This is a genomic window from Burkholderia sp. BCC0322 (assembly GCF_902833045.1).
Taxonomy (GTDB): Bacteria; Pseudomonadota; Gammaproteobacteria; order Burkholderiales; family Burkholderiaceae; genus Burkholderia.
The window spans coordinates 242,001-257,134 of record NZ_CADFDU010000010.1; the positions used below are offsets into that span (position 1 = coordinate 242,001).

The 15,134-nt window shown below is 68.3% G+C and carries 16 protein-coding genes; 7 read left to right on the top strand and 9 right to left on the bottom strand.

Annotated elements, in window-relative coordinates:
- Positions 1 to 155: 155 nt before the first annotated feature.
- The gene (locus tag HWX39_RS25760; RefSeq protein WP_175970612.1) at positions 156 to 347 is read right to left on the bottom strand and encodes a DUF2964 family protein; all 192 of its coding nucleotides are present in this window, start codon (positions 345 to 347) and stop codon (positions 156 to 158) included.
- Between the two features lie 17 nt (positions 348 to 364).
- A complete protein-coding gene (locus HWX39_RS25765) occupies positions 365 to 844 on the bottom strand; it encodes a universal stress protein (RefSeq protein ID WP_175970613.1) in 480 nt (159 codons plus the stop codon).
- Positions 845 to 1,140: 296 nt separating this feature from the next.
- On the opposite strand from HWX39_RS25765, the gene HWX39_RS25770 reads away from it, so the two are divergent.
- Positions 1,141 to 1,902, top strand: coding sequence for a fumarylacetoacetate hydrolase family protein (locus tag HWX39_RS25770; RefSeq protein ID WP_175970614.1), 762 nt, complete (start codon positions 1,141 to 1,143; stop codon positions 1,900 to 1,902).
- A 103-nt stretch (positions 1,903 to 2,005) separates the two neighbouring features.
- On the opposite strand, the gene HWX39_RS25775 is transcribed toward HWX39_RS25770, so the two are convergent.
- Complete coding sequence (locus HWX39_RS25775; protein WP_175970615.1) at positions 2,006 to 2,272, bottom strand: hypothetical protein; 267 nt, start codon at positions 2,270 to 2,272, stop codon at positions 2,006 to 2,008.
- Here HWX39_RS25775 and HWX39_RS25780 point away from each other — a divergent pair.
- The 3 genes from HWX39_RS25780 to HWX39_RS25790 all read left to right on the top strand — a co-directional run bounded on the left by HWX39_RS25780 (position 2,271) and on the right by HWX39_RS25790 (position 6,764).
- Positions 2,271 to 3,683, top strand: coding sequence for a 3-deoxy-D-arabino-heptulosonate 7-phosphate synthase (locus HWX39_RS25780; protein ID WP_175970616.1), 1,413 nt, complete (start codon positions 2,271 to 2,273; stop codon positions 3,681 to 3,683). The genes HWX39_RS25775 and HWX39_RS25780 overlap by 2 nt on opposite strands.
- Before the next feature lie 188 nt (positions 3,684 to 3,871).
- Complete coding sequence (locus HWX39_RS25785) at positions 3,872 to 6,040, top strand: hypothetical protein (RefSeq protein WP_175970617.1); 2,169 nt, start codon at positions 3,872 to 3,874, stop codon at positions 6,038 to 6,040.
- A gap of 16 nt (positions 6,041 to 6,056) precedes the next feature.
- On the top strand, positions 6,057 to 6,764 hold the full coding sequence (locus HWX39_RS25790; protein WP_175970656.1) for a DUF3142 domain-containing protein: 708 nt from the start codon (positions 6,057 to 6,059) through the stop codon (positions 6,762 to 6,764).
- Between the two features lie 88 nt (positions 6,765 to 6,852).
- Here HWX39_RS25790 and HWX39_RS25795 read toward each other — a convergent pair whose 3' ends face one another.
- Complete coding sequence (locus HWX39_RS25795; protein ID WP_175970618.1) at positions 6,853 to 7,503, bottom strand: LysE family translocator; 651 nt, start codon at positions 7,501 to 7,503, stop codon at positions 6,853 to 6,855.
- Between the two features lie 165 nt (positions 7,504 to 7,668).
- Here HWX39_RS25795 and HWX39_RS25800 point away from each other — a divergent pair, with 165 nt between their 5' ends.
- The gene (locus tag HWX39_RS25800; RefSeq protein WP_175970619.1) at positions 7,669 to 8,589 is read left to right on the top strand and encodes a LysR substrate-binding domain-containing protein; all 921 of its coding nucleotides are present in this window, start codon (positions 7,669 to 7,671) and stop codon (positions 8,587 to 8,589) included.
- Positions 8,590 to 8,701: 112 nt separating this feature from the next.
- Here HWX39_RS25800 and HWX39_RS25805 read toward each other — a convergent pair whose 3' ends face one another.
- Both HWX39_RS25805 and HWX39_RS25810 read right to left on the bottom strand, forming a co-directional pair.
- Positions 8,702 to 9,538: an alpha/beta hydrolase gene (locus HWX39_RS25805; protein ID WP_175970620.1), complete on the bottom strand. Its 837-nt coding sequence runs from the start codon at positions 9,536 to 9,538 to the stop codon at positions 8,702 to 8,704.
- A gap of 159 nt (positions 9,539 to 9,697) precedes the next feature.
- Positions 9,698 to 10,528, bottom strand: coding sequence for an oxidoreductase (locus tag HWX39_RS25810; protein ID WP_175970621.1), 831 nt, complete (start codon positions 10,526 to 10,528; stop codon positions 9,698 to 9,700).
- A gap of 94 nt (positions 10,529 to 10,622) precedes the next feature.
- Between HWX39_RS25810 and HWX39_RS25815 the strand changes: the two genes are divergently transcribed.
- Positions 10,623 to 11,594, top strand: coding sequence for an AraC family transcriptional regulator (locus tag HWX39_RS25815; RefSeq protein ID WP_175970622.1), 972 nt, complete (start codon positions 10,623 to 10,625; stop codon positions 11,592 to 11,594).
- 31 nt (positions 11,595 to 11,625) lie between these two features.
- Here HWX39_RS25815 and HWX39_RS25820 read toward each other — a convergent pair whose 3' ends face one another.
- From HWX39_RS25820 to HWX39_RS25830, 3 genes are all read right to left on the bottom strand, one after another.
- Complete coding sequence (locus HWX39_RS25820; protein ID WP_175970623.1) at positions 11,626 to 12,294, bottom strand: CoA pyrophosphatase; 669 nt, start codon at positions 12,292 to 12,294, stop codon at positions 11,626 to 11,628.
- Between the two features lie 287 nt (positions 12,295 to 12,581).
- A complete protein-coding gene (locus HWX39_RS25825; RefSeq protein ID WP_175970624.1) occupies positions 12,582 to 13,787 on the bottom strand; it encodes an MFS transporter in 1,206 nt (401 codons plus the stop codon).
- A complete protein-coding gene (locus tag HWX39_RS25830) occupies positions 13,784 to 14,149 on the bottom strand; it encodes a RidA family protein (RefSeq protein WP_175970657.1) in 366 nt (121 codons plus the stop codon). The genes HWX39_RS25825 and HWX39_RS25830 overlap by 4 nt, the downstream gene beginning before the upstream one ends.
- Before the next feature lie 130 nt (positions 14,150 to 14,279).
- On the opposite strand from HWX39_RS25830, the gene HWX39_RS25835 reads away from it, so the two are divergent.
- Positions 14,280 to 15,098: a TrmB family transcriptional regulator gene (locus HWX39_RS25835; RefSeq protein WP_175970625.1), complete on the top strand. Its 819-nt coding sequence runs from the start codon at positions 14,280 to 14,282 to the stop codon at positions 15,096 to 15,098.
- Positions 15,099 to 15,134 lie beyond the last annotated feature (36 nt).

Below are 15,134 nucleotides of genomic sequence, written 5' to 3' on the forward strand. Positions count from 1 at the left end.
TGATCGTCGGGACAACGCCAGTCACGGCTTGCATGGATCGTCGCGGGACAGCACGTGGACGTTCCCGGACGCGTTCACCCTCGCGTGACCGTTGGCGGCAAAGCGCTGCTTCGTGCCTGCGCGCACTCCTTCAAGGAGCGATGCGACGTTACGCGTCACCCCTCGCCTTTCGCGCCCGGGTTGAGCATCACGACAAAGCCCGCCACGCCGACGACCAGCGCGATCGCACCGCCGCGCAGCGCCGTCGTGTTGTCGAACAGCAACCCCGACACGACGGCCATCATCCCCGCGAGCGACACGAACACGGCGATCGCCGCGACGACGATCCGGTACTGGCGGCGTATCATCGCGCGCTCCGGGCCGGTCAAGCGGCGGCAGCGGTAGCCGCGACGTCGTCATCGTCGCCGCGGATCAGCAGCACCGGGCACTTCGAGCCGCGCACGAAGCGCTCGGCCACGCTGCCGAGCAGCACGCGCCGGATGCCGCGCCGCCCGTGCGTGCCGACCACCGCGAGATCGATCCCGCGTTCCTTCACGTAGCGCTGCAGGCGTTCCGCGATGTCCTCGCCGATGCTCTCGGTCTCGACGAGTTCGGCCTCGCCCTTCGCGCCGGCCAGCGCGATGACCTGTTCGGCTTCGCGCAACACCTTGCGCCCGTCGTCGCGCAGTTCCTCGACCAGCGCGTGCGGATCGAAACGGCCCGCGTAGGTAAAGAGCACCGACTTGTCGACGACGTACACGGCACTGACGTGCGTGTCGCCTGCCAGCGCGACCTTCACGGCCTCGGCAAGCGCCTGTTTCGACGAAGCGCTGCCGTCGACGGCCACCATGATCTTCTTGTACATGCGAACCTCACTGGGGTGAATGGCCGCGCGTCTGATCGCACACGGCCTGTCACCATCATCGGCGGATGGCCGGCTCGAATGTTGACGGCGATCAAGGTCGACCGGGAGCCGCACATGCGGCAAAGCGACGCGACGGGCAGCCGATACGTCGCGCTCGCGGCAAGGTCGCAAACCCGGCTGACCAAGCGCCCGAAACAGCGGGATCGAGCGCTCATCGTGCCGAAGGCGCTATCATCGAATGTGCGACTTTCGTCCGGCCCTTATTTGCCGGCCCACTTTCAACTCGCTCAACCGACATGACAACGACTACCGAACGCGTGGACGGCGCCGCCCAGCATCTCGTCGCCGCCCGCCATGCCGGCTCGCCCGGCCCGCTGCTGCCCGATGCGCTGCGCCCCGAGAACGTCGAGACCGCCCTCGCGATCCAGCAGCGCGTGGCCGACCTGCTCGGCGAACCCGTCGGCGGCTGGAAATGCGCGCTGCCGCCGCCCGACCGCGTGATCCTCGCGCCGATCTTCGCGTCGACGATCCGCGAGGCCGATGCGCCGTACCGCGTCGTCGGCGGGCCGATCGTGCGGATCGAACCGGAAATCGCGTTCGTGCTCGATCGCGACCTGCCCGCGCGCGGCGAGCCGTACGACGAGAACGACGTGCGCGACGCGATCCGCGACGTGCGCATCGTGCTCGAAGTGCTCGGCTGTCGCTATGCGGAGCCCACGCGCGCGTCGAAGTTCGAGCTGCTGGCGGACGGGCAATTCAACCAGGGGCTGTGCGTCGGCCCGGTCGTGCCCGACGGGCTGAACGTGCCGCTCGAGACGCTGGCGCTGTCATTCGAAGGCGCGCTGAACCGCGCGATCGACGGCCGCCATCCGGATGGCGATCCGCTGAAACCGCTGGTGTGGCTCGTCAATTTCCTCGCATCGCGCGGCGACGCCGTGCGCGCCGGGCAGATCGTGACGACCGGTTCGTACGCGGGCGCGATCGATGTGCCGCTCGGCGATGCGCTGACGGTGCGATTCGGCGAACTCGGCAGCCTGTCGGTGACGTTGACGGCGTGATGCGCGGGGCACGCGGGCACGGCTGGGCGGGCTGGTCGTTGCCCGCAGGGTGACGGCCGCGCCCCTCGCGTGGCCCGCTTTGTCGCCAGTGTCACGTGCGTCGCTACCCGCGGTACCGTGAAGGCAGCGTCATCGCGGCCGCGCCGACGATGAGCGAGCCGGCGTCGGCCGGCCGCGAGACGAAAACCTGACCATCGAGACGTTGACCAGGAACATCGCTCGCGACTGATGCCGCGCGCCCCGGCATCAATCCCCCTCGCAACGACACGCCCCGTATCCCGCCCGCCCCGGCGTGATAACGTTGCACATCATCGCGCGCGCAAGCCCGAACCCCGGGCATGCGCACCGCTTCCACGCCGATATCGACCATGTCGCTGACACCGCTTCCCGCCCTGCTCGACGAAACACTGCGCACCGTCGCGCGCCGCTACCGGCTGCCGCCGCTCGACAGCGCGTCGTCGCCGGCCGACGCAGCCAACCCGGCCGCCACGCTCGCGATCGTGATCGAGGAAGCGCGCAGGATGCGAAGCGACGGACAGACACCCGACGCGGCGCTGCGGCAGCGCTTCATCGACGCCCTCGCGCAGATGATCCGCGATGCAATGGACACGCGCGCCGGCGACCCCGCCTTTCAGGCCGCGGTGCTGCGGCACGATGCACCGAGCGTGCGCGAATACGCGTCGTTGTCCGCGCACGCCGAGCAGGACCGCCGCGCGCTGCACTCGGCCGTCAATGCGATCGCGCACCCGGCCAAGCTCGAGCGCAGCGCCCGCCCGTGGCAACGCGACGGGCTCGCGCGGCTGCATGCGGCCGCCACTGCCGCGTCGTGGGCCGAACTGCACGACACGCTGCGGCAACTGCTCGCGCTACCCGACATGGCGACCGACACCGCGTTCGAGCAAGACATCGTCAAGCTGAAAGACAGCGCAGCGCTCGAGCGCATGCTGCGCGTCGACACACTGGCGTCGGACGAGCACGTGCGTCGCTACCGTGCGCTCTGGGTACGCCAGGGCCCGCTCGAAGGCAGCACCGTCGCCGTCGCGCAGGGCGTCGCGTCGCAACAGCGCGGCGCAGCCGTCGAAGCGCTGGCCGCACAGGCGCTCGACGCGCTGGCCCGCCGGCTCGACGCCGTCGACGCACGCCGCACGTACCGGGTGGTGACGTCGATGCGCGTACCGTCATCGATACCGGGCCGCCACGATCGCGCGAAAACCGAATGGGACGCGATCCTGCTCGAACGCCCGCGCGGCGATGACCCGGCACCCGCGTGGAACGTGCGCTTCCTCGTCGAAGCGAAGGCGTCCGCGGATGCCGCGACGACCGACCTGCCGCGGCTGCTGCGCGGCCTGAACCTGCTCGCGCAAGCCGACCCGGATACGATCTATTCGTTCGAGACGCATCAAGGCACGGTGCGCGTGCACGGCGCGTCGCTGCACGCGCTGACGACCGACGAAGCGACGCTGCCACGGGAAGTGCTCTATTGCTGCGATGCATCCGCGGACGCGACGCCGCGCCTGCTGGGCGCCGCAAGCCGGATGCAGCTGCTGTCGGCGCAAGCCAGCCTCGAATACGCGAGCGCGCTCGCGCAGCGGCCGGATGCCGATCCGGACGGCCTCGGCGTCGTCTGGCACGCGCTGCTGACGCTGCCGCAATGGCACGCCGTGCTGCACCAGTACCCGTCGTTGCGGCAGGTCCGCGAGCTGATGGTCGCGATCGACGACTTGCGGGCCGCGATCGACGATGTGGCCGACGACGGCGTCGCCAGCAGCGTGTACGCGTAACACGGGAGCCGCACCGGCCATCGACACGACTTGCCGACCGGCGCGCACCGGTCCGGTCACCGGTGCGCCCGGCCGCGGCCCGCATCTGCGAAATTCATGCATCCATTGCGGTACGATACGCGCCGGGGCGACAACGCCTCACCTGAGAGACCCGGCCGCTGCGGCCCCACACCCGGCACAAGAAAAACATGCCCAAACACCCATTGCTGAACCGACGCCTGTTCGCCGCGCTGGCGGCCGGCCTGTTCTGGATTCCGGCCGCCCATGCCAGCGGCGACGACGGCTGCTATGCGCCGACCACGCTCCGGCAGACCGCCTACTCCTGCGCCAACGTGCCGATGCTGAGCCCCGCGAACGACACGCGCATCAACGCGATGCTGATGATGGTCGACAGCGCCAAGGTCGCGCAGGCGTTTCCGGACCCGAAGACGATCCCGGTGAAAGACCGGATCAACCAGATCATCGTGCCGTTTCCGATGGACTTCTCCGGATGGATCTATATCGGGCAGAAGGCACCCGATAAAGATGGCAACGCAACGGATGCCGAAACACCGTCGAACCAGTACGCCGACGGCGAAGGCAGCATCTGCCGCAGCATGACCTCGGGCGCCGACGCGTTCAACGACGCCCTGGGCAACGCCGGCGGCCTCCCCGCCGATGAAGCCACCCGCCTGCGCGCGGCACGCGCCGACATCGCGCAGAAGACCTGCGCGGCCGGCGGCGCAAGCGCCGTCTGGACGAAACCGCCGGTCAAGTCGCCGCTCGGCCAGCAGTTCGCCGCGTACCTCGACGGCACGAACGCGTTCTACCGCGCCGACTTCCTCACCGCGACCAAGGCCTTCGCGAGCGCGTCGCACAGCGCGAACCCGTGGCTGAAGGAAACCGGCCTCTACATGGCCGGGCGCGCGCAGCTGAACGCCGCGCAGGCCAACGTGTTCGGCAACGACAGCCCCACGCCGTCGCGCGGCCGCGTGGAGAAGGTGTCGCTCGACGCCGCGAATACGGTGTTTCGCACTTACCTGAAGGTGTATCCGCAGGGGCGCTATGCGACCTCCGCGACGGGGCTGTTGCGGCGTGTCGCATGGCTCGGCGGCAACGTGACGCAGCAGGCCGACCTGTACGGCCACGCGCTCGCGCGCTGGTCGCCGGCGACGTCGAACGTGCCGCTGATCCAGCTGGCGAACGAACTCGACAGCAAGCTGCTGTTCGGGTCGGAATTCGACGCGCGCCAGATCCAGTCGCCGACCGTGCTCGCGACCGTCGACCTGCTGCGCATGCGCACATCCGACAGCAGCGATTCAAGCCGCAAGCCGCTAACGCTGGACGACCTGCAGGCGCAGAAGCCACGCTTCGCGAACGCGCCCGCGCTCTACGACTACCTGCTCGCAACCTGGTATGTCCAGCTCGGCCGCAAGCCGGACGCCGCGCTCGCGTTGCTGCCGCAGACCCCGGCCGAGCCGCTCGACTACTTCGGCCTGAGCCAGCAGGCGCTGCGCGGGTTCGCGCTGGAGGACAGCGGCCAGACCGACAAGGCGCGCCAGCTGTGGCGCGACCTGATCCCGCTCGCCAAATTCCGCTTCCAGCGCGAAGCGCTGGAACTCGCGCTCGCGATCAACCTGGAGCAGGCCGGGCTCGTCAACGACGCGTTCGCCGACGATTCGCCGGTGCAGAACGCCGCGATCCGCGCGGTGCTGCTGCAACGCTCGGCCAATGCGGACCTGCTGCGCGCGCAGGCGCAAAACCAGGCGGCCGGCGGCGCGCTGCGCGACACCGCGCTGTACACGCTGCTGTACAAGGAACTCACGCGTTCGCACTACGGCGAGTTCATCGCGGACGCCGCGCTCGTGTCCGGCAAGCCTGCCGATCCGTTGAAGCCGTTCGTCGCAGCCGGGGCGAAAAACGAAGACGGTTATACGTGCCCGTCCGCGAACGACATCGCCGCGGCGCTCCAGCAGAATCCCGCCGATGCGAAGGGGCTGAACTGTCTCGCCGATTTCGTGCGCCTGCACCCGCCCGCTGCCGGCCTCGAAAGCGATCCGGTGCCGCCGTGGCTGCGCAACGCGTCGGCGGCCTCCACCACGCGCATCCCGCCGACGCTCGGCGGTGCGCCGTCGCAGTTCCCGGGCAAGCCGTACGAGCGGATGTCGAGCTACGTGACGGTGATGGCCGACGCGCAGGCGAACCCGAACGACCGCGCCTACGCGTACTACCGTGCGATCAAGTGCTATGCGCCGGCCGGCTACAACGAATGCGGCGGCAAGGACGTGCCGAAGAACACGCGCAAGCGCTGGTTCGACACGCTGAAGGCCAGCTACCCGGGCAGCCCGTGGGCGCAGAAACTTCGCTACTACTGGTGAGCGCCGCGTGACGCGTATCGCGTGCCTGGCGTGCGTCGCACTGCTGCTGGCCGGACGCGTCGCTCTGGCCGGCACCGTCGATGCCGCACGGTACGACGCGTTCTGGCTATGGGCGGGCGTCAAGCCGCAGGCGGTCGTGCGCGACGCACGCACCCTCTACGTGCTGCAGGGGCAGATCGAGGCGTCGCCGCGGGACGAGTCGCAGGTCCGCGTGATCGCGCAGGGCGTCGCACTGCCGCCCGCCCCGCAGGCGCGCGTGTGGCTCGTCTATCGTGCGCATACGCTGCGGTGGACGCCGCGCGTCACGCAGATCATGCTCGCGCAGCTCACACGCTGGCGCGCATCGGGCCGCACGATTACCGGCATCCAGATCGACTTCGATGCGCGCACGCGCCACCTGCAGGATTACCTCGAATTCCTGCGGTCGCTGCGCGAGACGCTGCCCGCCGATTGCCGGCTGAGCATCACGGGGCTGCTCGACTGGAGCAGCCGCATCGATACCGACCAGGTCAACCAGCTCAGGGGGATCGTCGACGAAGTGGTCGTGCAGACCTACCAGGGCCGCAGCACGATCCCCGACTACGCGGACTACCTGCCGCGCGTCGCGCGGCTGCAGCTGCCGTTTCGCATCGGCATCATCCAGGGCGGCGAATGGGACGCGCCGCCGTACCTGGCGACGAACCCGTGGTTCCGCGGCTACGTCGTGTTCCTGCGCAACGGCTAGCTCGGAGAAAGCCGGGACGGTGCCGGACATGATGGCACTCGATAAAGGCGTTCGGGCAAACGAAGCGCAACGCCGATCGCCGCCGGGCTTACGCGGCACCCGCGATCGCGCCGCCGAGCCCGGCGAGCGCAATCACGAGCAGCGCGCCCGCCGACGAAGCCGTGATCCAACGCTGCTTGCGATGAATCAGCGGATGCTTGATCGCGGCCATGTAGGCGGTCAGGATCGTGAAATCGACCGCGATCCACAGCGCGGCCAGGATGGCCAGGCTCACGCGCGAATCCGGCGTGATGGCGACGAACTGCGGAAAGAACGCGACGAAGAACAGCAGGTCCTTCGGATTCGCGATGCCGACGAGAAAGCCGCGCACGGCACCCGGCAAGCGCCGCGCCCGCGATGCCGGTTCGCCTTGCGCGGCGTCGTTGCCCTCGCGCGCACGGCCGGCGCGCCATTCGCCGAGCAGCGTCCGGACGGCCAGCACCGCGATGAAGAGGCATCCCGCTACATGCAACCCCGTGAGCAGGCGCTCGCTGACGAGCACGACGCCGAACACCATCAGCATCGCCCCCGCGATCATCACGAGGCTCGCGGCATTCGCGCCCACCGCGGTCAGCATGCCCTGGCGGAAGCCGCACCGCGCGACGGTGCCGACCACGAGCATGACGACCGGGCCGGGCGTCGCGATGAGCAGCACGATCGCGGCGAGATAGGCGAACAGCAGCGGGTAATGGAGTGCCATGACAAAAAGTTGTTGAATGGATTGACGCGCGCGCCCGGCGCGATGGCATCATCGGGATTCAGCGCGGCGGATTGCGCGGTTTCATGAAGTATTGCGTGCCCGGCCCGCAGCCGAAAAACGGAAAATCCTGCCGGATGACATGAGTTTTATTCATATTCGAAACCCGTGAAGGCCAAACCGCTCCCCCCTGTCTACGCGCTGCGTGCGTTCGAAAGCGCGGCGCGCACCGGCTCGTTCACGCTGGCCGCCGAGGAACTGAGCCTCACGCAAAGCGCGGTGAGCAAGCACGTCAGGACACTCGAGTCCTACTTCGGCCGGAAACTGTTCGTCCGGCACGGCCCGAAAATGACCGTGACGGCGGAAGCGCACATCCTCGCGTCAGGCCTGCGGCGCGGCTTCCGGCAGATCGAGGAAGCCTGCGTGCTGTTCCAGTCGCAACGCGACGTGCTGAAGCTCAAGGCGCCGTCCACGCTCACGATGCGCTGGCTGCTCGACGCGCTGGCCGCGTTCCGCGGCACGCGGCCGGCGTTCGAGGTGCAGATCGCGAGCGTGTGGATGGATGTCGATACCGTCGATTTTTTCAGCGAATCCTACGATTGCGCGATCCTGCTCGGCGCAGGCAGGTTCGGCGAGGCCTCGCAGTGCGTGAAGCTGTTCGACGAATGGCTGATTCCGGTGTGCTCGCGGGCGACCGCGACGGTTGCGCGCACGAATCCGGCGGCGTGCGAGCTGATCCACCCGTCGCCCGATCGGCGCGACTGGCGCCGCTGGCTCAAGGGCAGCGGCCATGATCTCGACGTGGACATCACGCGCGGGCAGGTGTTCGACATGCTCGAACAGGGGATCGCGGCGGCCATCGCCGGCCACGGCCTCTCGATCGGGGATCTCGCGCTGTGTGCGACGGCCATCGACGAAAAGCAGCTCGTGCTGCCGTTCAAGACGGCCGTCAATACCGGCGACGCGTACTATCTCGTGTGGCCGGAAGACTCCGCCAAGGCCGCGCAGGTACGCGCACTGCTCGCGTTCCTGGAGGGCCGGATGCCGCGCCTGACGTTTCCGGGCATCCGCTTCAACGGCCCGGGTTGACCGTTGCGGCCGGCGACCCGGCCGCGTTGCCGACGGCGCGACTGGCGCAACCTCGCGCCGCCGGCCCGCAACGACAGCGCGGGCCCGCCTGGGCTGGCCCGCGCCGACGACATTACGCCTGCACGAAAGCCAGCAGGTCGGCGTTGAGGACGTCCGCGTTGACCGTCAGCATCCCGTGCGAGTAGCCCGGGTACGTCTTCAGCGTGCCGTTCTTCAGCAGCTTGATCGACTTCAGCGCGGCATCCGCGATCGGCACGATCTGGTCGTCTTCGCCATGCAGCACGAGCGTCGGGACGGAGATCGACTTCAGGTCTTCGGTCTGGTCCGTTTCCGAAAACGCCTTGATGCCTTCGTAATGCGCTTTGGCGCTGCCTTCCATCCCCTGCCGCCACCAGTTGCGGATCACGCCCTGATGCACGGTTGCACCTTCGCGGTTGAACCCGTAGAACGGGCCGCTCGGCACGTCGAGGAAGAACTGCGCGCGATTGTCGGCGAGCGCTTTCCGGAAACCGTCGAACACCTCGAGCGGCAAGCCTTCGGGGTTCGATTCGGTTTTCAGCATCAGCGGCGGCACCGCGCTGACCAGCACCGCCTTCGCGACGCGGCCGGCCGGCTCGCCGTGCTTCGCGACATAGCGCGCCACTTCGCCGCCGCCGGTCGAGTGGCCGATGTGCACCGCATTGCGCAGGTCGAGCGCTTCGACGACCGCGAACGCGTCTGCCGCGTAGTGATCCATGTCGTGGCCGTCCGACACCTGCGCCGACCGGCCGTGGCCACGACGGTCGTGCGCCACGACGCGATAGCCCTTCTGGACGAAGAACAGCATCTGCGCGTCCCAGTCGTCCGCGGATAACGGCCAGCCATGATGGAAGACAATGGGCTGCGCGTCCTTCGGGCCCCAGTCCTTGTAGAAAATCTCGACGTGATCCTTCGTTGTGACGGTTGGCATCGCGATGGACTCCTGTAAGGTGGATGAACTCGGCGCAGTGGCCGGCAGCCATTATCGGACAGGTTTGTTAAACGATGATGCGACGATGCAAATGATCGTCGACACTTTCGATAACGTGGACGGCCCCGCGACGGGCGAACGATCGTGCGACGCCGCCCGTCAACCATCCGTCGACAGCGTGACGGCCTCCCACGCCCGGATTTCCTCGTCCAGCGCCGCCAGCTTGCCGCGTACCAGCCGCAGCGCATCGCTGCCGAGCAGCAGGTGCGCGGGCGGATGTTCCGCCGCGATCGCCGCGAGCATCGCCCGTGCGGCCTTCGCGGGATCGCCCGGCTGCTTGCCGCTCTTCTCCTCGCGCGCCTGACGAATCGGGTCGAAGATCGCGTCGTAATCCGCGATCGAGCGTGGCGTGCGCAGCATCGAGCGGCCGGCCCAGTCGGTGCGGAACGAACCCGGCGCCACGGCCGTCACGGCGATGCCGAACGGCGCCAGCTCCTTGCCGACGGTTTCGGAAATGCCTTCGAGCGCGAACTTGCTGCCGCAGTAGTAGGCGATGCCCGGCATCGTGATGTGGCCGCCCATCGACGTGATGTTCAGGATGCGGCCACGCCGCCGCTCGCGCATGTACGGCACGACCGCCTTCATCATCGCGACCGCGCCGAATACGTTCACGTCGAACTGCCGGCGCAGCTCCGCGAGCGGCGCTTCTTCCATGATCCCTTCGTGCCCGTAGCCGGCGTTGTTCACCAGCACGTCGACGGGCCCGACGTTCGCCTCGATTTCCGCGACGACGCCGTCGATGCGATCGAAGTCGGTCACGTCGAGCACCCGCGCGAATGCCCGCGCGGACAGCGCGTCGAAATCCCGCGCCGCCTGCGCGCCTCGCACGGTGCCGACCACCGTGTGACCCGCCGCGAGCGCCTCCTGCGCGAGCGCGCGGCCCAGGCCGCTGCTGACGCCGGTGATGAGGATGAGGTTGCCGGATGCCATGTGAGCTTCTCCCGAATGTCGATAGGAGCGTGCATACTAGTCTGGTGAACCCCGTCGAATAAGCCCGATTCCACTGATTTTCTTGCACAAAACTATGAGCGCCGACCCTGCCTCCGCCCGAGCCCCATCGCTGCCGCCGCGCGACCGGAAGCGCCTGGTGGCGCTGCTGCGCGCGCTGGCGCCCGACGAAGGCTACAACCTGACGGCGCTGCCGAGCGTGCGCATCCTGCGTTCGAACCGCGCGCTGTCGCGCACGCCGGTGCTGTACGACCCGGGCATCGTGATCGTGTGCCAGGGCCGCAAGCGCGGCTACTTCGGCGGCGAATGCTACCTGTACGACGAACACCACTATCTGGCAGTGTCCGTGCCGGTGCCGTTCAGCATGGAAACCGACGCCACGCCCGGGCACCCGCTGCTCGCGCTGTACCTGCACCTCGATTTCACGATGGCCGCCGAACTCGCGGCGCAGATCGACCGCGCAGGCACGGCGGAGCCGGTGCAGGCGCCCAGGAGCATGATGTCGACGCCGATGGATGCAACGATGCACGCGTCGGTGCTGCGTTTCGTCGAGGCGATGCACCGGCCGCTCGACGCCGCGGTGCTCGGCCCGGCATTGCTGCGCGAGCTGTATTTCCGCGTGCTCACCGGCGCGCAGGGCAGCGCGATGCGCGGCGCGCTGGCGATGCGCGGGCAGTTCGGCCGGATCGGCCGGTCACTGCGCGTGATCCACGCCGATTACGCGCAACCGCTCGACGTGCCGCAACTGGCCAACGCAGCCGGCATGAGCGTGCCGAGCTTTCACAGCCACTTCAAGGCGATCACGCAGGTCTCGCCGATGCAGTACCTGAAATCGACGCGGCTGCATCAGGCGCGCTTGCTGATGGTGCGCGAGGATCTGACGGCCGAGGCGGCCGGCTACGCGGTCGGTTATGGGAGCCCGTCGCAGTTCAGCCGCGAATTCAAGCGCCTGTTCGGCCTGACGCCGGCGAAGGAAACGCAGCGCATGCGCGCAAGCTTCGCCATTCCGGCGGCATTCGAGGATGCGGCGTTCGTGTCGTCGCATTGAGGTGCGTCGACACCTGCCGTCACGCATGCCGTCAGCGCGCGGCGGCGCGCACCAGCCCGGCGAGCGAAGTCAGGATGAAGGCCGTCACGCCCCAGATGTCCTGCGCCTGCTCCGCCCAGTACCACGCGCCCTTGCGTTCGCCGTCCGTGTATTGCCGGGGCAGATCCGGATTCAGCAGCGCGGAGAACGGAAACTCGAAGATCTCCGCAACTTCCGCGGGCGCCGCCTCCCATTTCGCCGTGTCCGGCACGATGCCGATCACCGGAAAGATCGCGTGATTGCGCTTTCTGGTTCGATGAATCGGCAAGCTGCCGGCCACGCGAACCGCGTCCGGCGCGAGGCGGATCTCCTCGAACGCCTCGCGCAATGCCGTCGCGCCGATATCGCGGTCGGACTCGGCCGGGCGTCCGCCCGGGAAACTCACCTGCGACGAGTATTCGCTGAGATCCGACGCGCGCTTGGTCAGCAGGATCGTCGGCTCGTGCCGCGCGACGATCGCGACCAGCACCGCCGAGAATTTCCACTGCCTGTCGTTGTCCGCGAGGATTTGCTTCGCTGTCGGCCAGTCGGTGCCGGCCGGGATGCCGCAGCCTTCCACGCCGCGGACGATCACGTCCAGCAGCGCCTGCGGCGAGCCGGTTTCCGCATGCGCGCCGAGCCACCCGCCGCTGGCGTTCGAGGCGCTTCCGTCTGGTTCCATGTCTTCCTCCTGCGTACGGCAACCGGCACGCGCCGAACGACACGGAGCCCGACACGTGTTGCACGGGCACGGCGTCGTTGTGGCCCATCCTATGAGCCCGTGTTCGCGTGCGGTCGCGCATGACATGCGCGGGAGCGTGAATGCCTGTTCCAACGCGAAAATATCCGCCAGCGTTGCGGAGGGTCGAATGCCGGAGCCGGATCGCCGTCGATCAACGGTTAATGCCGATCATGCACGAAAAATGAAGTTCCGATTCGATCGTCCGCGCACGCAGGTCGGGCCCGCCCTCAAGCGGCGGAGGTCGGCTCGCCCCGCGCGTCGATGCGGGTCGATGCGGTACCGATCAACCCGGCCGCCGCGATTGTCGCAGCCGTCACGACCATCATCGCGCCCCACCCGACCCGCGCGTTGAGCAACCCTGCCGCCGCCGCACCGCCGGCACCGGCCGCGTAGTAAAGCGTCAGGTACGCTGCGCTCAATGCCCCGGCCCGGGACGGCTGAATCGCGACCACACGTGCCTGGTTCGCGACCTGCGCGGCAAAGCAACCGGCATCGAACATCGCCAGCCCCACGCCCAGCCATCCGGGATGACCGAGCGCAACGGCAAGCAGCAAGGCCGACACGGCCGCCACGAAGAGCCCGCCCCGGATAACCGCGCGATCGCCGAATCGATCGGCGAGTTTTCCGGCCACGCGCGTCACGCCGAGACCCAGCACGCCCGCGAGACTGTACGCGCCGATCGCCGCGGCACCGAGGCGATACGGCGGCTCGGCCAGGCGAAGCGCGAGCCCCACCCAGACCAGGTTGAACGCGAAGAACCAGAGCATGCCGGCGCAGGTACGGTGCCTCAATTGCGCGCTATCGCGCAGCAACCGCACAACGGTACCGAGCGCGTTCGCACGGCCGGGCAGCCCTTCCGGCCGGCCGCCGGGCAACAGCGCGGCACAGCCGATGGCGGCCAGTGCAACGCACCCGGCCAGCGCGAGCAATGCGCCGCGCCATCCGCACCATTGCGACAGCACGCCGCCCACGAAACGGCTCAGCAGGATCCCGGCGGAAATGCCCGCCGACACGGCCCCCATCGCCACGCCACGCCGCTGCGGATCCGCATGTTTGCCGGCGACGGCGCTGCATTGCGCCGCCACCGTCGTCGCCGCGCCCACCAGAAAGAAGCAGGCGTCGAGCGCGAGCGGCCCGGGCGACCACGACGCGCACGCCAGCAACCCCGCGAGCGCGCCCATCTGCGTCGAGCCGAGCACGCGCGGACTGAACCGGTCGACCAGCGGCACCAGCCATGCAAGACCGACCAGGTAACCGAGCATCGTCACGGACGAGAGGGCCGCCATGCGCGACGCAGCCACGCCGAACTCGCTCGCGATGGCCGACAGCGACGGCTGCAACGCATAGCCGTTCGCGATCGCCACGCCGGCCGCGAGTGCCAGCACCACCGTCGCGGTGCGGGACAGCGGCACGCGGTTGCCGGCGACGGTCACGCCGCGGCCCTGACCGCGATCGCCTCGACTTCCACCAGGATCTCCGGATCGACGAACGGAAGCGCATGCACGAGCGAAAACGCCGGCCGGATATCGCAGTAGATTTCGCCATGTGCGCGCGCCGCGGCTTCCCAGTTGTCGAAGTCCGCCACCACCAGACGGCTCTGGACAACGTCCGACAACGCGAACCCGCTGTCCGCCAGCACACGGTCGATCGTCGCCAGCGCATCGCGCGTCTGCGCGTACACGTCCGCGCCTTTGCCGGCCGTCCCCGAAATGTAGATGGTGTTGTCGACGACCACGGCGCGCGAGTAGCCGACCTTGGGCTCCCACGGGGAGCCGGTGCTGATCCGTTTACGCATCTTGAAGATCCCCCCAGTCAGGTTGACGAACATTGCTTACTACTTGGGTAGTACTTTCGAGCGATTGTATACTACCTCAGTAGTTAATCAAGTCCCATGCAGGTCGTCATGGGCGCAGGAGCCGATACACATGAGCGAGAACACGGAGCTGATCACGTCGTTGATCCGGCTTGGATTCACCCAGTACGAGGCGCAGGCTTACGCGGCCCTCGTCGGGCAGGCCGCGCTGACGGGTGCGGAAGTGGGCCGGCGCGCCGGCATGCCGCCATCGAAGATCTACGAAACCCTGGGTCGCCTGGAAACGCGCGGTGCGGTGCTCGTGAACCGGTCGGAACCCGTCCGATATGCGGCCGTGCCCCACCGGTCGTTGCTCGAGGATTTGCGCACGCGCTTCAATGCGGATCTCGAACTGGCCGCGGACGCGCTCGATCGGCTGCCGGTTCAACAGGAGCCGGGGCTCGTCTGGTCGTTGAGCGGGCGGGAAGCGATCGCCAGCGCATTCGCGCGCGTCATCGTCAACGCGAAAACGCAGATCTTCGCGGGTGTCTGGGACGAAGAGATCGACGATCTCGGGCCGCTGCTCGAGGCCGCCGCGGCACGGGGCGTCGACACGCACGTGGCGATTTACGGCAATCGCACGCTCAACGGGCCGCGCCTCTACGACATGGCCAAATGCGGCGCCAGCGCGAGACTCAGGCTGTCCGGCCGCCGGCTCGCCGTCGCGGTGGCGGACAACACCGAGGCCGTGGTGGCGGAATTCGGCGATCATTCACCCGATCACGCCACCTTGACGACCAATCCGGTCATCGCGCTGCTCGCGGTCGAGTACATCAAGGCGGACGTGAGCGGGCGCGTGTTGATCGACGCAATGAGTCCGGCGGAGTACAGGAAAATCCTGAAGCACCCCGACATGCAGGCGATGCTTGCGCCGCTCGACAAGCCGAACTGACCCATTCGACGCTGCGCGGTTGCCGGTGCATCGAGC